Raw genomic sequence first — 17,659 nt, 5'->3', positions numbered from 1 at the left:
TTATGTCGCTAAATTTCCCGTTGTTGCTGGTAATCGCCGTCGCCGTTTGTGGTGTGCTGGCGCTGTTTGATCTGGTCTTTCTGGCTCCGCGTCGGCGCACGGCGATTGCCAATTACCGTGGTCAGGTCAACCAGCCTGACGAGGCGGTGGTCGAGCGCCTGAACAAAGAACCCTTGCTGGTGGAGTACGGTAAATCGTTCTTCCCTGTCCTGGCGATTGTGCTGGTGTTGCGCTCCTTTCTGGTCGAGCCGTTTCAGATTCCGTCCGGCTCGATGAAGCCAACCCTGGAAGTGGGCGACTTTATCCTGGTCAACAAGTTTGCCTACGGGATTCGCCTGCCGGTACTGGATACCAAGATCATCGAGGTGGACGACCCGCAGCGCGGCGATGTCATGGTGTTCCGTTATCCGAGCGACCCGAATATCAACTACATCAAGCGTGTAGTGGGCCTGGCGGGTGATCAGATTCGCTACAGCAGCGACAAACGTCTGTTCGTCAACGGGCAGCCAGTAGCTCAGCAATTGCTCGGCGAAGAGCCTGGCAGCCTGGGTAGCGTGGCTCTTTATGAAGAGCGGCTGGGCGCGACCGAACACCAGATTCGCAAGGAAATGACGCGTTATCGGGCCGAGCCAGGACGTGAGTGGGTAGTGCCGCAAGGGCATTACTTCATGATGGGCGACAACCGCGATAACTCCAACGACAGCCGTTACTGGAATGATCCCGCTATCCCCAAACCGCTGATGGGCATGGTGCCGGATCAGAATATCGTCGGTAAAGCGTTCGCCATCTGGATGAGCTGGCCTGACCCGAAACTGCGTAACCTGCCGAATTTCTCTCGCGTTGGTTTGATTTACTGACGTTTCGCCTATTTTGCGGCGCTGTTCAATACGGCGCCGCAGGCTATATATAGTCTTAGCCCGCCGGGCACTCACATTGATCGAACTTGGGGGCAAACATGACATTTGCGCGTTCGCAGAAAGGCTTGTCGATACTGAGCTGGTTGATGGTGCTCGCGTTTGTGGCGTTCTTCGCCAGCACGGCATTCAAGATGTTGCCGCACTACCTCGACTATATGTCGATGGATAAAATAATTACCTCGGTGGAAACTGATCAAACCATGGATATCCGCTCGGTCGGCGCTTTCTATGGCCATGTCGGCAAGGGCATGGAGGTCAACAGCATTCGTGATCTGGATTTAAAAGAAGCCCTTAAAGTGAAAATTGAAAATAATGAGTTTCGCGCTCATCTGAAGTATGAAAAGCGCGAGCCGCTGATCGAGAATCTCGATCTGGTGGTCCGGTTCGACAAAGAATACCGCGTGCGCATGCCGTGAGTGTTTCGTTAGCTCGTCTGGAGCGCCAGCTCGGTTATACCTTCAAAGACCAGGACCTGATGGTGCTGGCGCTCACCCACCGCAGTTTCGCCGGGCGCAACAATGAGCGCCTGGAGTTCCTTGGTGACGCCATTCTCAACTTCGTTGCCGGTGAGGCGCTGTTCGAGCGCTTCCCCTTGGCGCGCGAAGGCCAGCTTTCACGTTTGCGTGCGCGCCTGGTCAAGGGCGAGACCCTGGCCATCCTGGCGCGCGGCTTTGATCTGGGTGACTACTTGCGGCTCGGTTCGGGCGAGTTGAAAAGCGGTGGTTTTCGCCGTGAGTCGATTCTCGCCGATGCCCTCGAAGCACTGATCGGCGCCATCTACCTAGATGCCGGAATGGACGCTGCGCGCGAGCGGGTGGTTGCCTGGTTGACCAATGAACTGGAAAGTCTGACGCTGGTCGATACCAACAAGGATCCTAAAACCCGCTTGCAGGAATTTCTGCAATCGCGTGCCTGTGAACTGCCGCGCTATGACGTGGTGGATATCCAGGGCGATCCGCATTGCCGGACATTCGTCGTCGAATGCCAGATTTCCTTACTGAATGATAAAACCCTGGGCCAGGGTGCCAGCCGTCGCATCGCCGAACAGGTCGCTGCAGCCGCTGCCTTGATTGCCCTCGGGGTGGAGAATGGGCATGACTGATACACCCGTTACACGCTGTGGCTATGTCGCCATTGTTGGCCGGCCCAACGTGGGTAAGTCGACCCTGCTCAACCACATCCTCGGCCAGAAACTGGCGATCACCTCGCGCAAGCCGCAGACCACCCGGCACAACATGCTCGGGATCAAGACCGAAGGCGAGATCCAGGCGATCTATGTCGACACCCCCGGCCTGCACAAGAACAACGAGAAAGCCCTCAACCGCTATATGAACAAGAACGCCTCGTCGGCGCTGAAAGATGTCGACGTGGTGATCTTTGTGGTCGACCGCACCCGCTGGACCGATGAGGACCAGATGGTGCTCGAGCGTATTCAGTATGTGCAGGGGCCGGTTATCCTGGCGATCAACAAGACCGACCGCCTTGAAGACAAGGCCGATCTGATGCCGCATCTCGAGTGGCTGGCCACCCAGTTGCCCAACGCCGAGATCGTGCCGGTCTCCGCGCAGCACGGGCATAACCTCGATACCCTGGAAAAACTGGTCGGCGAGCGTTTGCCCGAGGGCGTACATTTCTTCCCGGAAGATCAGGTCACCGACCGCTCCAGCCGTTTTTTCGCCGCCGAACTGGTGCGCGAAAAGGTCATGCGTCAGCTCGGCGCCGAGTTGCCGTATCAGATCACCGTGGAAATCGAGGAATTCAAGCGCGACGGGCGCATTCTGCATATCCATGCGCTGATCCTGGTCGAGCGCGACGGTCAGAAGAAAATTATCATTGGCGACAAGGGCGAGCGGATCAAACGCATCGGCCAGGAGGCGCGCAAGGACATGGAAGTGATGTTCGACTCCAAGGTCATGCTCAACCTCTGGGTCAAGGTCAAAAGCGGTTGGTCGGACGACGAACGCGCCTTGCGATCCCTGGGTTACGACAATATGTGAGCAACGGGCGGGCGCATCCTCGCGCCCGCATTGGCTAGGACACTGCCACTTCGTAGGTTACGCCGCACGCAGAAACGCTGCCTTGACTCGGCTGTAGGGCTGGCAGCCAACCCATCCTGAACGTGGCAGTCAACAATCCATGACCTCTCAGCCTGCCTATGTCCTGCACAGCCGTGCCTACCGCGAGAGCAGTGCGCTGGTGGATTTCCTTACTCCGCAAGGCCGCTTGCGCGCGGTTATGCGCGGTGCGCGGGGCAAGGCTGGTACTCTGGCACGGCCGTTCGTGCCGCTGGAAGTGGAATTTCGCGGGCGCGGCGAGCTGAAGAATGTCAGCCGTCTCGAAGCCGCCGGCATCCCCAATCTGTTGCGTGGTGAGGCGCTGTTCAGTGGTCTCTACCTGAACGAACTGCTGATCCGCTTGCTGCCCGAGCAAGACCCGCACCCTGCAACCTTCGAACACTACGCCCTGACTGTGCTGGCGCTGGCCCAAGGCCGGGCACTGGAGCCGCTATTGCGCGCGTTTGAGTGGCGCTTGCTGGATGAGCTGGGCTATGGTTTCGCCCTGGATGTTGACCGGCAGGGCCAACCGATCATTGCGACGGGCCTCTATCGCCTGCAAGCGGACGCTGGCCTGGAGGCGGTCGGCCAGTTGCAGCCCGGGGTGTTTCACGGCAACCAATTACTCGCCATGGCTGAGGCCGACTGGAGCGCTCCGGGCGCCCTGGCCGCGGCCAAACGCTTGATGCGCCAGGCGCTGGCGCCCCATTTAGGCGGTCGACCGCTGGTCAGCCGCGAACTGTTCATGACGCTCAAGGAGCCACCACGTGACTGACGCTAACCGTATTCTGCTGGGTGTGAACATCGACCATGTGGCGACCCTGCGCCAGGCCCGCGGCACGCGCTATCCGGACCCGGTCAAGGCCGCGCTGGACGCCGAAGAGGCGGGCGCAGATGGCATCACCGTGCACCTGCGCGAAGACCGCCGACATATCCAGGAGCGCGACGTACGGATGCTCAAGGAGGTCATGCAGACGCGGATGAACTTCGAGATGGGCGTCACCGAAGAGATGCTCGCCTTCGCCGAAAGCATTCGTCCCGAACACGTCTGTCTGGTACCGGAAACTCGTCAGGAGCTGACTACTGAGGGTGGCCTGGATGTGGCAGGGCAAGAAGCGCGGATTCGCGCCGCCGTGGAGCGCCTGAGTCGGATCGGCTGCGAAGTCTCGCTGTTCATCGACCCTGACCCGCAGCAGATCGAAGCCTCCAAACGCGTCGGTGCGCCGGCTATCGAACTGCATACCGGGCGCTATGCCGATGCTGTTACCCCGGCCGAAACAGCCAGGGAGTTGGCGCGGATTCGCGACGGCGTGGCCTGCGGCCTGGCCCATGGCCTGATCGTCAACGCCGGTCACGGCCTGCACTACCACAATGTCGAGCCGGTGGCAGCGATCCCGGGGATCAACGAGCTGAACATCGGCCACGCGCTGGTCGCCCATGCGCTGTTTGTCGGTTTCAAGCAGGCGGTGGTGGAGATGAAACAGTTGATACTCGCGGCGGCTAATCGCTAGCAGGCCGTTGAACAACGCAGGATTAGCTGCGCAGGTAGTGTTTCAACAGCCTGCTAGATTATCCGGCTAACCTGCATCTGGGCATGGAGCCCCAGCCCGTCCACGGTTATTTTTCGGGCCATTGCATCAATGGCCCCAGTGCGCGCGCTGCGTTGTGCGGCGCTCGGCAAGGGCGCCGTTAGTGCGCATATGCCCTGCGCCGCCAGGCCCACTAAGTTCCGAGATTGCTGTGTTGTCGTGACGCCAGTGCCGTGGGTGGAGACCTCAACTGGATGTGAGCCGAACAATCCAGTCTGGACCGTTCGGTGTTTCCGCAAGAGCCCCACCCTTGGTCTTGTTGCTCAGCGGGTGCCGAGGAAGTCGCGCTTGCCGATGGCTACGCCGTTGTGGCGCAAAATGGCGTAGGCGGTAGTGAGGTGGAAATAGAAGTTCGGCATGACGTGATCGAGCAGGAAGGCCTGGCCCTGGAAGTGGGTGTCCTTGCCGCGACGCGAGAGGGTCACGGTGCGTTCTTCGCTGCCGTCGATCTGGGCTGCGCTGATGCCTTGCAGAAAGGCCTGAACCCGGGCAATCCGTGCCTGCAGTTCGGCGAAGCTGGCTTCGTCATCGGTCTGGCCGGGAGCGTCAATGTTGGCCAGTAGTGCGGTGCCAGCCAAGGCGCCATCGCAGGCGATCTGTACTTGGCGGATCAGCGGGAACATGTCCGGCGCCAGGCGGGCATTGAGCAGAACAGCGGGCTCGATCTTGCGGTTTTCGGCGTCGGTGGCTGCCAGGCCGAGGATGGTCGAGAGGTTGCCGAGTTGGCGGATAAACACCGGTACAGAGGCTTGGTGCATGGACAGGGACATGGAATTCTCCAGTGAAACAATGGGGGAAGGCTCGCTACAAGGGTGTTCTTGCGGGCGGCCTGTACAGGATTAGTTGACGGGAGGGGCGGTCCACCCCCTCATCGAGCCCGCGATCAGCGGAGGCGAATAGCACCTCCGCAAAAAATCGAGGCTTAACCGATGGTGATTGGCGGCAGCTCGGCCAGCTCTACAGTCTGCTGTTTACGCGGGGCGAGGATTTCTGCCTCACCGTCGACGACCAGTTCGTCATTCTGGTTGAACACCCGAGTGGCAACACGCACACGGAATTTTGGCAGCTTTTCCAGGATTTCCAGGCGTACGGTGAGGGTGTCGCCGAGCTTTACGGGGGCGGTGAAGCGCATTTGCTGGCCCAGGTAGATGGTGCCGGGTCCGGGCAGTTCGCAGGCCACTGCCGCGCTGATCAGGGCGCCGCTGAACATGCCGTGGGCGATACGCTCCTTGAACATGGTGGTGGCGGCGTATTCGGCATCCAGGTGCACGGGGTTACGGTCGCCGGAAACAGCGGCGAACAATTGGATGTCGCGCTCTTCGACGGTCTTGCTGTAGCTCGCGGTCTGGCCTACTTCTAAAACGTCGTAAGGCGTGTTGCTGCTTTGACTCATGGGTGTTTCTCCTGGGGCTTTGGGTGAAGCTGGCGGGGATGGCTCAGGGCCTGTTCCAGCCAGTCGATCAAGTCGGCGGTGACATCGTCACGGTTGCTCTCGTTGAGCAGCTCGTGGCGAGCACCCGGATAGATTTTAAGTTGCACCTGGGTATGGCCAGCCTCGCGCAGGGCGGTGGTCAGGTCGGTTAAGCGCTTGCCGTCGCTGACCGGGTCGCAGGCGCCGCCGATCACCAGCAGCGGCAGTTTGCAGTCGATCTGCGCCAGGTTATGCCGCGGGGTGATCTGCAGCAGGCCGTCGAGCAGGTCGAGCCATAACTGGTTGCTGCAGCGCAAACCGCAGAGCGGGTCGTTGAGGTAGGCATCTACTTCGGCAGGGTCGCGGCTCAGCCAGTCGAAGCGGGTGCGGTTGGGCGTGAAGGCCTTGTTGAACGCGCCGAAGGATATCCACTCGATCAGTGCGCTTTTTCCGGTAGGCCCCTGGCGCCAGCGCTCGAAGCGGGCAATCAGCCGGGCTGCGCGGTACAGCGCCGGTGGCTGGTAGTTGGAGCCGGACAGGATGGCGCCCTGCAGGCTGCAGCTGTGCTGCATTAAATAAGCCTGGCCGATGTAGCTGCCCATGCTGTGGCCCAGCAGGAAGATCGGCGTCTGCGGGTGCTGCTGACGAATATGATGGTTGAGGCACGCCAGGTCGCCCACAACCAGATCCCAGCCATTGGCGTCCGCATAGTGCCCTAGGCGACCGTTTTCGGCTGTCTTGCCGTGGCCGCGCTGGTCGTGGGCATAGAGTTCGAAGCCCGCAGCGACCAAGGCGGCGCCCAGGCGAGCATAGCGCCCGCTGTGTTCGGCCATGCCATGGGCCACCATCACCACCGCTTTTGGCGGTTGTTCGGCAAACCAGTGGTTCACATAGAGCGGCACGGCATCGCTGCTACTGAGCCAAAAGGCATTGTGCTGCATGGCGGATCCTTCGGCCGTTGGAAGCCTGGCATTGTAGAGCTTGCGCGTAGGCTTTTCCCAGCCGTATGGCGTGATCGAAGATTCACGCTGTCAATGACGCCCCGCAAGTATTTGCGCTACGTAGCGGAGCTGCTAACGTCCGGTCAGCCTCTTGCCGGCCGTCGTGGTGATTTTTTGCCATGACGGACACCGCGGAGTAGACACTTTCAGGGGACGAGGATAAAAATAATGCAGCCTGATTTCTGGAACGACAAACGCCCGGCCGGTGTGCCCAATACTATCGACATGAGTGCCTACTCGTCGGTGATCGAGGTGTTCGAGCGCTCGTGCAAGAAGTTCGCCGACCGCCCGGCGTTCAGCAATCTGGGCGTGACCCTGACGTATGCCGAGCTGGATCGACTGTCCGGCGCCTTTGCCAGCTACCTGCAAAAAAATACCGACCTGCAACCCGGCGACCGGATTGCCGTGCAGATGCCCAATATCCTGCAATACCCGATTGCGGTGTTCGGCGCCATGCGCGCCGGGTTGATCGTGGTCAACACCAACCCGCTGTACACCGCCCGCGAGATGCGTCATCAGTTCAAGGATGCGGGTGTGCGTGCCCTGGTCTACCTGAACATGTTCGGCAAGCTGGTGCAGGATGTGCTGCCCGACACCGAGATCGACTACCTGATCGAAGCGCGGATGGGCGACATGTTGCCGCCCCTCAAGGGTTGGCTGGTCAATACCGTACTGAAGAAGGTCAAGAAGATGGTGCCGGACTACCATCTGCCTCAGGCCGTGTCGTTCAAGGTGGCACTCAAGCAGGGGCATGGGCGCGGGATCAAGCCGGTTAAGATCGGCCATGACGATGTTGCTGTATTGCAATACACCGGCGGCACCACCGGGGTGGCCAAGGGCGCCATGCTGACCCACGGCAACCTGGTGGCCAACATGCTGCAGGTCGATGCCTGCCTGTCGCAGTTGGGGGAGGACGGCAGCCCGCTGATGAAGCAGGGCCAGGAAATCATGATCGCGCCGCTGCCGCTTTATCATATCTATGCGTTTACCGCGAACTGCATGTGCATGATGGTCAATGGCAACCACAACGTGCTGATCACCAACCCGCGCGACATCGCCGGCTTCATCAAGGAACTGGGCAAATGGCAGTTTTCCGCACTGCTTGGGCTCAATACCCTGTTCGTTGCCTTGATGGATCACCCGCAATTCAAGAACCTGGATTTCTCCAAGCTCAAGGTCACCAACTCCGGCGGCACCGCGCTGGTCAAGGCCACCGCCGAGCGTTGGCAGGCCATCACCGACTGCACAGTGGTCGAAGGCTACGGCCTCACCGAGACTGCACCAGTGGCCAGCACCAACCCCTACGGCGCTCAGGCACGCCTGGGGACGGTGGGTATTCCGGTGCCAGGCACGGCGTTCAAGATCATCGATGACGATGGCAACACGCTGGCGCTGGGCGAGCGCGGCGAGTTGTGCATCAAGGGCCCGCAGGTGATGAAGGGCTATTGGCAGCGTGAAGAAGCTACTCGCGAGGTACTGGACGCCGAGGGCTGGTTCAAGAGCGGCGACATTGGGGTAATCGATCCAGATGGCTTTGTGCGCATCGTCGACCGCAAGAAGGACATGATCATCATCTCCGGCTTCAATGTGTACCCCAACGAGATCGAGGACGTGGTCATGGGCCACCCGCAAGTGGTCAGTTGTGCGGCGATTGGTGTGCCTGACGAAAAGTCCGGCGAGGCGGTCAAGCTGTTTGTCGTTGCCCGTGATAGTGGTCTGAGTGCCGAGGAGTTGAAGGCTTTCTGCAAGGAAAATTTCACCGGCTACAAGGTGCCCAAGCACATTGTTTTCCGCGACTCCTTGCCAATGACCCCGGTGGGCAAGATCCTCCGCCGCGAGCTGCGCGATATCGCCTAGCAGCCTGTCGGGCTCTTGCGCTGCAGAACAGGGTTAAATCCGACCAGCTCCCGGGCTGGCGACACCGGCCCTCCGGATTTGGCCCAGGCGGCAAGTCATCACCTGTTGGGCTTCGCTGGGCTCAACATCAACCTACAGGGGTACACCAACCTGTGTAAGGCTTGCCAGGCAAGGCGTAGGTGACATGTGCGCGAGGTGACTATATTTTAATAATTAGTCACGTTTGGCACTGGCAAGGCACTGTTTGGTGCTAGGCGCTCTTGGGCAAAGCTGCTACTCTCGGGCCGCTTTTTGGCTGTCTGATAGGCCTGAAAGTAGGCAAACATACAATAAACAACCGCCTCTGCGCGGTGAAGATCAGCTGTTGCTTAGGAGTGGGCGTCCATGACCGAAAATTTTTGGAAGGACAAGTATCCCGTCGGGATTGCTGCCGAAATCGATCCCGATCAGTACCCGAATATTCAGGCGGTACTGCAACAGTCCTGCCAGCGCTTCGCTGACAAGCCTGCCTTCAGCAACCTTGGCAAGACCATCAGCTACAGCGAGCTGTACGAACTGTCCGGTGCCTTTGCTGCTTATTTGCAGCAGCACACCGATCTGCAACCTGGCGATCGCATCGCGGTGCAGTTGCCCAACGTCCTGCAATACCCGATTGCCGTATTTGGCGCCATCCGCGCCGGCCTGGTAGTCGTCAACACCAACCCGCTGTACACCGCGCGGGAAATGGAACACCAGTTCAATGACTCCGGCGCCAAAGCGCTGATCAGCCTGGCCAACATGGCCCATCTGGTCGAGCAGGTGGTGCCCAAGACCGGGATCAAGACGGTCATCATCACTGAAGTCGGCGACATGCTGCCGCCGCTCAAGCGCCTGCTGGTCAACAGTGTGGTCAAGTACGTGAAGAAGATGGTGCCGGCCTACAACCTGCCGCACGCCATCAAGTTCACCGAAGCACTGAGCAAAGGTCGTGGCAAGAGTGTCAAGGACGCCAACCCAGCCAATAGCGAGATTGCCGTACTGCAGTACACCGGCGGCACTACTGGTGTGGCCAAGGGCGCGATGCTGACCCATCGCAACCTGATCGCCAACATGCTGCAAGCCCGCGAGATGATGGCGTCGAACATGAATGAAGGCAGCGAGATCGTGATTGCGCCGCTGCCGCTCTATCACATCTATGCGTTCACCTTTCACTGCATGGCCATGATGTTGATCGGTAACCACAACGTACTGATCACCAATCCGCGTGACTTGCCAGGTATGGTCAAGGATCTGTCGCGCTACAAGTTCAGCGGCTTTGTCGGCCTCAACACGCTGTTTGTTGCCCTGTGCCACAACGAAGAATTTCAGAAGCTCGACTTCTCGGCCCTGAAAATTACCCTGTCCGGCGGCATGGCCTTGCAATTGGCAGCCGCTGAACGCTGGACTCAGGTGACCGGTAGCCCGATTTGCGAAGGCTTTGGCATGACCGAAACCAGCCCGGTGGCCTCGGTTAACCCGATCCAGAACATTCAGTTGGGCACCATCGGCATCCCGGTACCCTCCACCGAATGCAAGGTTATCGACGACGAAGGCAATGAACTGGCGCTCGGCGCGATTGGCGAGTTGTGTGTCAAGGGCCCGCAGGTGATGAAGGGCTACTGGCAGCGCCAGGATGCCACCGACGAAATCCTCGACGCTGACGGTTGGTTGAAGACCGGTGACATCGCGGTGATCCAGGAAGACGGCTACATGCGTATCGTCGACCGCAAGAAAGACATGATTCTGGTGTCCGGCTTCAACGTTTACCCCAACGAACTGGAAGACGTGCTGGCCACCCTGCCGGGTGTGTTGCAGTGCGCGGCTATCGGCATCCCGGACGAGAAGTCGGGCGAGGCGATCAAGATATTCGTGGTCGTCAAGCCGGGCGTGACCCTGACCAAGGAGCAGGTCATGGAGCACATGCGTGCCAATCTCACCGGCTACAAGGTGCCGAAGGCTGTGGAGTTTCGCGATACGCTGCCGACCACCAACGTCGGCAAGATCCTGCGCCGCGAACTGCGCGACGAAGAGCTGAAGAAACTGGCCGCCAAGTAAACCTCGGCTATACAACCAAAGCCCCGCCCCGTGCGGGGTTTTGACGTTTTACCGATCCATATGGCTTGGCTGGCTGTCCGCCATCCATAGGGTGCCACTCGCCGCAGGGCGCGACATAAACGCGGGAGGGTTGTCGCTGCGTTCCGGGCGGACGGCGCCCCGGCCGCCCGGAGCGCCGTCCGTGCCTGCCTCCCTCCCGGCAGACGCCATCCGGGCTCACCTACACGCTGTCGTTTTTCACGGCGCAAATCTGCGACAATCCCCGCCTATTATTTCTAGCTGGGTGCGCGTGCGTGCCTACACTGCTTTGCCACGGCTGCCTGATGACCGATCCGATTACTGACACCGACCACCTCCTGCAAAACCTCGATCAAGCCCTGCAGGTCGATCGTCATCGCCTGCGTCGCCAGTTGCTTGAGCTGCGCAAGCAGAGTCCGCTTGACGAGAGCAAGCTGGCGCAGTGGCTGGAACGCTTTCAGGCATCAACGGCCAAGGTCGAGGCGCGCCGCCTGAGCGTGCCGATCATGCGCTACGATGATGCCTTGCCGATCGCCGCCAAGCGCGAGGAGATCAAGGCCGCCATCGCCAAGCATCAGGTGGTGGTGATCGCTGGCGAGACCGGCTCGGGCAAGACCACCCAGTTGCCGAAGATCTGCCTGGAGCTGGGGCGCGGCGTGCATGGCCTGATTGGCCACACCCAGCCCCGGCGCCTGGCCGCGCGCAGTGTCGCCATGCGGGTGGCGGAAGAAATTGGCACGCCACTCGGTGAGCTGGTCGGCTATCAGGTGCGTTTCGAGGATCAGAGCAGCGAGCGCAGCCTGATCAAGCTGATGACCGACGGTATCCTGCTGGCCGAGACCCAGCACGACCGCTACCTGGAAAAGTACGACACCCTGATCGTCGACGAAGCCCACGAGCGCAGCCTGAACATCGACTTCCTGCTCGGCTATCTGAAAACCCTGCTGGTGCGTCGTCCCGACCTCAAGCTGATCATCACCTCGGCGACCATCGACCTGCAGCGTTTTTCCGAGCACTTTGGCGGCGCACCTATCGTTGAAGTCTCCGGGCGTACCTTTCCGGTCGATACCTGGTACCGGCCACTGACATCCGAGCAGGACGAGGACGGCAACCGGGTCGAGGAAGACCTCTCGGTCGATCAGGCGATTCTCGCCACGCTGGAAGAAATCGCTGCCTTCGAGAAGAGCGAAGGCAAGCGTCCCGGCGATGTGCTGGTGTTCCTCCCTGGCGAGCGCGAGATCCGCGATTGTGCCGAGGTGCTGCGCAAGGCCAACCTGAGGTTCAGCGAAGTGCTGCCGCTGTATGCACGCCTCAGCCCGGCCGAGCAGCAGAAGATTTTCGCGCCCATGGGCGCGCGCAAGATCGTCCTGGCCACCAACGTCGCCGAAACCTCGCTGACCGTGCCGGGCATCCGCTACGTGATTGACAGCGGCACGGCGCGGATCAGCCGCTACAGCTACCGCGCCAAGGTCCAGCGCCTGCCGATCGAGGCCGTGTCCCAGGCCAGTGCCAATCAGCGCAAGGGCCGCTGCGGACGCGTGGAACCAGGTATCTGCGTGCGCCTGTTCAGCGAGGAAGACTTCAACGGCCGGCCAGCCTTCACCGATCCTGAAATTCTGCGCACCAACCTGGCGGCGGTGATCCTGCAGATGCTGCATCTGCGCCTGGGCGAGATCGAGGATTTCCCCTTTATCGAACCGCCGGACGGCAAGGCCATCAGCGACGGCTTCAACCTGTTGCAGGAACTCTCGGCGGTCAACCGCGAAGGCCAATTGACCGCGCTGGGTCGCCAACTGGCGCGCCTGCCAGTGGACCCGCGGCTCGGGCGCATGGTGCTGGAAGGCGCCAGCCAGGGCAGTCTCGAAGAAGTCTTGATCATCGCCAGCAGCCTGTCGGTGCAGGACCCGCGTGAGCGACCTTCGGACCGCCAGCAGGCCGCCGACCAGGCCCACGCGCAGTGGAAGGACGTGGATTCCGACTTCGCCGCGTTGATCAACCTGTGGCGTGGCTTCGAGGAGCAGCGCCAGGCCCTCGGTTCCGGCGCGTTGCGCAGCTGGTGCCGGAAGAATTTCCTCAATTACCTGCGCCTGCGCGAATGGCGCGATGCGCACCGCCAGCTGGTGCTGATTGCCCGTGAGCTGAAGCTCGCCGAAGGTAACGGCAACGCTGATGGGTATCGCTCCGCTCAACGCCATCCTACGAAAGGCGGTTCGGCGCAGCAGGCGATCGCCCCGGCGAATGGCATCGACAAGGACAAGGACGAGGCCGCGCAACGCGCCCAGGGCTACGCCGCGGTGCACAAGGCGATCCTCTCCGGGCTGCTCAGTCAGATCGGCCAGAAGACCGAGGACGGCGACTTCCTCGGCGCACGCCAACGGCGTTTCTGGGTGCACCCATCGAGCGTGATCGGGCGCAAGAAGCCCACCTGGATCATGGCCTCCGAACTGGTCGAGACCACCAAGCTGTTTGCCCGTATGGTGGCCAAAATCGAGCCGGACTGGATCGAGCCGCTGGCGCCGCACCTGATCAAGAAGAACCACCTGGAACCGCATTGGGAGAAGAAGCGCGGCCAGGTGGTGGCCTTTGAGCAGATAAGCCTCTACGGCCTGATTGTGGTCGGTCGCCGGCCGGTGCATTACGGCCCGATCGACCCTGTGGTCTCGCGCGAGCTGTTCATTCGCGAGGGTCTGGTCGGTGGTGAAATCCTCTCCCGGGCCAAATGCCTGAGCGCTAACCGCAAGTTGCTGGAGCAGCTCGACGAGCTGGAGGCCAAGGCCCGTCGGCGTGACATTCTCGCCGACGAGGAAACCCTGTTCGACTATTACGCCGCGCGCTTGCCGGCGGAGATCCACCAGGCTGCGACCTTCGACAGCTGGTACAAACTCGAGAGCCAGAAAGACCCGCAACTGCTGATCATGCGCGAAGAAGACGTGCTGGCCCGCGATGCCAAGGAAATCACCGCCGCGCAGTATCCGGACACCCTGCGGTTAGGTGAACTGACCCTGCCGCTGAGCTACCACTTCGAGCCCAACCACCTGCGCGACGGCGTCACCCTGCGCGTGCCAGCGCCGTTGCTGCCGCAACTGCCTGCCGAGCGCCTGCAATGGCTGGTGCCCGGCCTGCTGGAAGCCAAGTGTATTGCCTTGGTGCGTAACCTGCCCAAGGCCCTGCGCAAGAACTTCGTGCCGGTGCCGGATTTCATTGGCGCCGCGCTGAGCAAGTTGAGCGTCGGCGAGGGCAGTCTGTCCGCCGCCCTCGGTCGTGAACTGCAGCGCATGACCGGGGTGCGGGTGAGCGAGGAGGCCTGGGTCGAGGCCGAAGCTCAGCTCGACAGTCACCTGAAGATGAACCTGGAGGTGGTCGACACCCACGGCAAGCTGCTCGGTGAGGGCCGCGACCTGGCCGAGCTGTGCGCGCGCTTCGCCGAAGCCAGCCAGGCTGCACTAGCCTTGCCGCAGACCGAGAAGAGTCAGAAATCGGTCGAGGCCAAAGCCTTCGTCGCCGTGGCCGAAAAAACCCAGCAGCAGATTGCCGGCCTGTCGATGACCGTTTATCCGGCGCTGGTGGAGGAGAGCGGTACGGTCAAGGAAGGCCGCTTCCCGACCCAGGCCGAAGCCGAATTCCAGCACCGCCGCGCCTTGCAGCGTCTACTGCTGCAACAGCTGGCTGAGCCGGCTAAATTTTTGCGCGGCAAGCTGCCGGGGCTGACCGAACTGAGCCTGTTGCACCGTGACCTGGGTCGGGTCGAGGCGCTGGTCGAAGACATCCTGTTGGCCAGCCTGGACAGCTGCATTCTTGACGGCGAAGCCACGCTGCCCCGCGATGGCGTCGCTCTGGCGACCCTGGCCGAGAAGAAGCGCGGCGACTGGAGCAGTCACGCCGAGCGCCTGGGCAAATTGACCCTGGAGATTCTCAAGCTCTGGCACAGCCTGCAGAAGCGCTTCAAGGGCAAGATCGACCTGGCCCAGGCCATCGCCCTGAACGACATCAAGCTGCAGCTGGGCAACCTGGTCTACCCCGGGTTCGTCCGCGAAACCCCGGGCGAATGGCTCAAGGAGCTGCCGCGTTACCTGAAAGCCATCGAACAGCGCCTGGACAAGATCGGCGGCCAACTGCAACGCGATCGGGTCTGGAGCGGCGAGCTGGCCGGCTACTGGGAGCAGTACCAGGCGCGCTTGGGCAAACACCGCAAGGAAGGCAAGCGTGACCCGCAGCTGACCCAGTATCGCTGGATGCTCGAGGAATACCGGGTGTCGCTGTTCGCCCAGCAGCTCGGCACCAAGCTGGCGGTATCGGACAAGCGCCTTTCCAAGCAATGGAGCCAGGTCGAAGGCTGAGAGCGTGTGAAAAAACTCTCGCCTGCTGCTGCGGCCTCGCAACGGCGCCCATTCAGCGACTTCCTGGCGGACAAGCAGATGGGCTGAAGCCCCTGAAGGTGACTCAGCCACCAACTGCGCTGTGCGCTTGACTCGGATTATTCATCGCCGGGCGGTTTCGGTCATTTGCGGCAGCAATTGATCCGTTGCTGCCTGTTTAGGCGGGCAGAAAACGGCCATTTATTGCCTCGCGCCACCGACCGCTATGGGTCGGAAGCGGTCACTCACGCTGTCTACAAAACGTAGGCAATTCAACTTGAGTTTCACTACCTGCCCTGGGCGAACAAAGCTGATATCTTCATTCTTAACTCAAGCCTGGGCCTTTAGAGGCTCATTCTGAGACACCAACGTAGCGAACACCTGCCCAAAGAACACTACGCTACCGAATAGGTTCTGCTTCGTTGAACAAGGATTTTTTCGCCGCCTCGCTAACCGCCACGACGGCGGGATGGGTAAGCCTGCGCTCGATGGAGATTGCGTAGTAGCGCAGCATGACCTCATGGGCGCAGCCAATAACCTCGGCCCCATATTGCCCCCTAATGTCATCGCTCAGTATTATTGGCGCAGGGAAGATGCCCACACCGGCCTTACCGAAGGCTTTCATTAGTGCGCTGTCGTCAAATTTACCGACGATGCGTGGCTGGATCTGGTGCTCGCTGAACCAGCGCATCAACGGTGCCTGAACCGCCGCCTTATCTCCAGGCAGTAAAAAAGGGGCACCGTCCAGAGACCGTGGAAAATCCGACCGGTAGCGCGCGGCCAATTCCGGCACCGCATAAAAGGCGATGGCACATTGCCCCAGCGCGTGGTTGTAGCCTTTCACCCCCAATTCGGAGGGCAGCGGCCGATCCGAAATCACCAAGTCGAGTTGGTGAATGGCCAGCTCTGCGAACAGTCGCTCTAACTTGTCCTCGTAGCATATGAGGCGCACGGACTCAGCTAACGCCATTGCCGGCGCCAACAGCTGATAAGCGAGTGTTTTTGGCACCGCGTCGGCAACCCCCACCCGAAACGACAGCTCCCCACTGGTGGCCCCACTGCGTAACGATTGTTCGAGCTCGTTACCTATCTGGAATATCTCGTCGGCATGGGACAGCGCCAGTTTTCCCGCAGACGTCAGCTCGAGGCGCCTACCGACACGGCGGAACAAATCCGTGGTCAATGCCCGCTCTAGCTCAGCGAGCTGGCCACTAATCGTTTGGGGGGTGAGATGCAGTCGTTCGGCTGCACGCGTGATGCTTCCAGCCTTGGCGACGTTCCAAAAATAGTAAAGCTGTTTGTAATTGAGCATGGGCAGTGAGGCTCGCTATCAGTCTGTACCGATGTAATCATAAAGAATAATCTGCTTTTCTTGATGCAGAAGCAAACTTAGGATTGACCTTTGAAACCTGAGTTAGGGCTAAAGGAGAGGGGGATGCAGATCGACATCCAGACTCGTGAGCTCATGTTGTCTGAGACGTTGCGTACCCATATAGAGCGGCGTTTGCAGTTCGCCCTGAGTCGCTTTCAGGCTCGGGAGCTGCGGATCACCGTCTGCCTGTCCAGCGTGGGCAGCACTGGGGCGGCCCTGCACTGTCACCTCCATATCCGCGTCGAGGGCCGGCCCGATATTTTCATCGAAGACACTGAAGCGGACATCCATGTCGCGATCAATCGCGCAGTGGACCGTGCTGGGCGAACGCTGGAGCGGCAGCGCCTACACGGTCATCTCAATAGCCAATTTCAGCGAGGTTGATATGAATAGCGTTCGTAGGCACGGGTTTCTGGCACACGCAACATCGATGTTTAAACAAATACGCGTGCGCACTTGGCTGATGCTAGGGGCTGCGGTACTTGCTTTCATCGGTCTACTGGTCTGGGCCGGCATTGCGGTTCTGTCCTGGCTATGGGGTCATGTAGCAACCGCTTCAGACGCGGGCAAACGTTTCGCCGGCGAGGCTATGACACAGGTCGAACAGGTAGCGCCAGGGCTGCGCGAGCAGACCGAACAGTGGATGCCGGCAGGGGTGAAGGAGCAGGCAGGCAAGTGGTTGCCGGGGTTAGTCGTGGATCTACCGGCGAACGACGTCAGTGGCAGTGATGTCGGGCCGGTGCCGCGCTTCCCCGGCTTAGTGCGCAGCTACTTTGTGCGCGAAGGGGAAATCGTCGAGGTGCGTTACGCCGGCAGCGCAGCATTCGCAGCGGTTCTGGCGCACTACGTCCATGGCTTCGCTGCGGAGAACTATGCCCACGAGGTGATCTCTGCCACCACCGAGGGCGAGCAACACCGCTTCAATCGTGACGCGGAGTCCGTCGACCTGTCTTTGCTGCGCCACCAAGGTGATCAGGTAGTGATTCGTTTGAAACTGTCGTCGCCGTGATTT

General features: G+C 60.6%; 15 protein-coding genes. 11 read left to right on the top strand and 4 right to left on the bottom strand.

Annotated elements, in window-relative coordinates; all coding sequences use genetic code 11:
- Positions 1–2: 2 nt before the first annotated feature.
- The 6 genes from lepB to pdxJ all read left to right on the top strand — a co-directional run bounded on the left by lepB (position 3) and on the right by pdxJ (position 4,482).
- On the top strand, positions 3–857 hold the full coding sequence (lepB, locus tag Q8K09_RS15440) for a signal peptidase I (RefSeq protein ID WP_305255866.1): 855 nt from the start codon (positions 3–5) through the stop codon (positions 855–857).
- Between the two features lie 98 nt (positions 858–955).
- Positions 956–1,333: a DUF4845 domain-containing protein gene (locus Q8K09_RS15435; RefSeq protein WP_305255865.1), complete on the top strand. Its 378-nt coding sequence runs from the start codon at positions 956–958 to the stop codon at positions 1,331–1,333.
- Positions 1,330–2,019 carry a ribonuclease III gene (gene rnc, locus Q8K09_RS15430; RefSeq protein ID WP_305255864.1) on the top strand — a complete coding sequence of 230 codons (690 nt, stop codon included), beginning with the start codon at positions 1,330–1,332 and terminating at the stop codon, positions 2,017–2,019. The genes Q8K09_RS15435 and rnc overlap by 4 nt, the downstream gene beginning before the upstream one ends.
- Positions 2,012–2,914 (top strand): GTPase Era, encoded by a 903-nt coding sequence (gene era / locus Q8K09_RS15425; RefSeq protein WP_305255863.1) that lies wholly within the window; start codon positions 2,012–2,014, stop codon positions 2,912–2,914. Before rnc ends, era begins: the two co-directional genes overlap by 8 nt.
- A 139-nt stretch (positions 2,915–3,053) precedes the next feature.
- Positions 3,054–3,746, top strand: a complete 693-nt coding sequence (gene recO / locus Q8K09_RS15420; RefSeq protein WP_305255862.1) for a DNA repair protein RecO — start codon at positions 3,054–3,056, stop codon at positions 3,744–3,746.
- The gene (pdxJ, locus tag Q8K09_RS15415; RefSeq protein WP_305255861.1) at positions 3,739–4,482 is read left to right on the top strand and encodes a pyridoxine 5'-phosphate synthase; all 744 of its coding nucleotides are present in this window, start codon (positions 3,739–3,741) and stop codon (positions 4,480–4,482) included. Before recO ends, pdxJ begins: the two co-directional genes overlap by 8 nt.
- A gap of 341 nt (positions 4,483–4,823) precedes the next feature.
- Here the strand turns inward: pdxJ and Q8K09_RS15410 are convergent, their stop codons facing one another.
- From Q8K09_RS15410 to Q8K09_RS15400, 3 genes are all read right to left on the bottom strand, one after another.
- Complete coding sequence (locus Q8K09_RS15410) at positions 4,824–5,330, bottom strand: DUF1993 family protein (protein ID WP_305255860.1); 507 nt, start codon at positions 5,328–5,330, stop codon at positions 4,824–4,826.
- A gap of 152 nt (positions 5,331–5,482) precedes the next feature.
- On the bottom strand, positions 5,483–5,953 hold the full coding sequence (locus Q8K09_RS15405; RefSeq protein WP_305255859.1) for a MaoC family dehydratase: 471 nt from the start codon (positions 5,951–5,953) through the stop codon (positions 5,483–5,485).
- The gene (locus Q8K09_RS15400) at positions 5,950–6,912 is read right to left on the bottom strand and encodes an alpha/beta hydrolase (RefSeq protein WP_305255858.1); all 963 of its coding nucleotides are present in this window, start codon (positions 6,910–6,912) and stop codon (positions 5,950–5,952) included. Before Q8K09_RS15400 ends, Q8K09_RS15405 begins: the two co-directional genes overlap by 4 nt.
- A gap of 228 nt (positions 6,913–7,140) precedes the next feature.
- Here Q8K09_RS15400 and fadD2 point away from each other — a divergent pair, with 228 nt between their 5' ends.
- The 3 genes from fadD2 to hrpA all read left to right on the top strand — a co-directional run bounded on the left by fadD2 (position 7,141) and on the right by hrpA (position 15,257).
- Positions 7,141–8,829, top strand: coding sequence for a long-chain-fatty-acid--CoA ligase FadD2 (gene fadD2, locus Q8K09_RS15395; protein ID WP_305255857.1), 1,689 nt, complete (start codon positions 7,141–7,143; stop codon positions 8,827–8,829).
- Positions 8,830–9,213: 384 nt separating this feature from the next.
- Positions 9,214–10,902 carry a long-chain-fatty-acid--CoA ligase FadD1 gene (fadD1, locus tag Q8K09_RS15390; protein WP_305255856.1) on the top strand — a complete coding sequence of 563 codons (1,689 nt, stop codon included), beginning with the start codon at positions 9,214–9,216 and terminating at the stop codon, positions 10,900–10,902.
- Between the two features lie 323 nt (positions 10,903–11,225).
- Positions 11,226–15,257 (top strand): ATP-dependent RNA helicase HrpA, encoded by a 4,032-nt coding sequence (hrpA, locus tag Q8K09_RS15385; RefSeq protein WP_305255855.1) that lies wholly within the window; start codon positions 11,226–11,228, stop codon positions 15,255–15,257.
- 418 nt (positions 15,258–15,675) lie between these two features.
- Here hrpA and nhaR read toward each other — a convergent pair whose 3' ends face one another.
- On the bottom strand, positions 15,676–16,587 hold the full coding sequence (gene nhaR / locus Q8K09_RS15380; RefSeq protein WP_305255854.1) for a transcriptional activator NhaR: 912 nt from the start codon (positions 16,585–16,587) through the stop codon (positions 15,676–15,678).
- A gap of 123 nt (positions 16,588–16,710) precedes the next feature.
- Here nhaR and Q8K09_RS15375 point away from each other — a divergent pair, with 123 nt between their 5' ends.
- Together Q8K09_RS15375 and Q8K09_RS15370 are read left to right on the top strand one after the other, a co-directional pair.
- Positions 16,711–17,031, top strand: coding sequence for an HPF/RaiA family ribosome-associated protein (locus Q8K09_RS15375; RefSeq protein ID WP_305255853.1), 321 nt, complete (start codon positions 16,711–16,713; stop codon positions 17,029–17,031).
- A gap of 205 nt (positions 17,032–17,236) precedes the next feature.
- Positions 17,237–17,656, top strand: coding sequence for a hypothetical protein (locus Q8K09_RS15370; RefSeq protein WP_305255852.1), 420 nt, complete (start codon positions 17,237–17,239; stop codon positions 17,654–17,656).
- Positions 17,657–17,659: the final 3 nt, after the last annotated feature.

Source organism: Pseudomonas sp., assembly GCF_030683065.1.
Taxonomy (GTDB): Bacteria; Pseudomonadota; Gammaproteobacteria; order Pseudomonadales; family Pseudomonadaceae; genus Aquipseudomonas.
Note: the sequence above shows the minus strand (reverse complement) of the source record. Positions and strands in the feature narration are given on the sequence as shown.

Bases quoted from the DNA above. Each gene is read 5' to 3' on its own strand.
- hrpA (WP_305255855.1), top strand. From the start codon at position 11,226: ATGACCGATCCGATTACTGACACCGACCACCTCCTGCAAAACCTCGAT.
- Q8K09_RS15435 (WP_305255865.1), top strand. From the start codon at position 956: ATGACATTTGCGCGTTCGCAGAAAGGCTTGTCGATACTGAGCTGGTTG.
- Q8K09_RS15370 (WP_305255852.1), top strand. From the start codon at position 17,237: ATGACACAGGTCGAACAGGTAGCGCCAGGGCTGCGCGAGCAGACCGAA.
- Q8K09_RS15405 (WP_305255859.1), bottom strand. From the start codon at position 5,953: ATGAGTCAAAGCAGCAACACGCCTTACGACGTTTTAGAAGTAGGCCAG.
- recO (WP_305255862.1), top strand. From the start codon at position 3,054: ATGACCTCTCAGCCTGCCTATGTCCTGCACAGCCGTGCCTACCGCGAG.
- Q8K09_RS15410 (WP_305255860.1), bottom strand. From the start codon at position 5,330: ATGTCCCTGTCCATGCACCAAGCCTCTGTACCGGTGTTTATCCGCCAA.
- fadD1 (WP_305255856.1), top strand. From the start codon at position 9,214: ATGACCGAAAATTTTTGGAAGGACAAGTATCCCGTCGGGATTGCTGCC.
- era (WP_305255863.1), top strand. From the start codon at position 2,012: ATGACTGATACACCCGTTACACGCTGTGGCTATGTCGCCATTGTTGGC.
- Q8K09_RS15375 (WP_305255853.1), top strand. From the start codon at position 16,711: ATGCAGATCGACATCCAGACTCGTGAGCTCATGTTGTCTGAGACGTTG.
- Q8K09_RS15400 (WP_305255858.1), bottom strand. From the start codon at position 6,912: ATGCAGCACAATGCCTTTTGGCTCAGTAGCAGCGATGCCGTGCCGCTC.
- nhaR (WP_305255854.1), bottom strand. From the start codon at position 16,587: ATGCTCAATTACAAACAGCTTTACTATTTTTGGAACGTCGCCAAGGCT.
- fadD2 (WP_305255857.1), top strand. From the start codon at position 7,141: ATGCAGCCTGATTTCTGGAACGACAAACGCCCGGCCGGTGTGCCCAAT.
- lepB (WP_305255866.1), top strand. From the start codon at position 3: ATGTCGCTAAATTTCCCGTTGTTGCTGGTAATCGCCGTCGCCGTTTGT.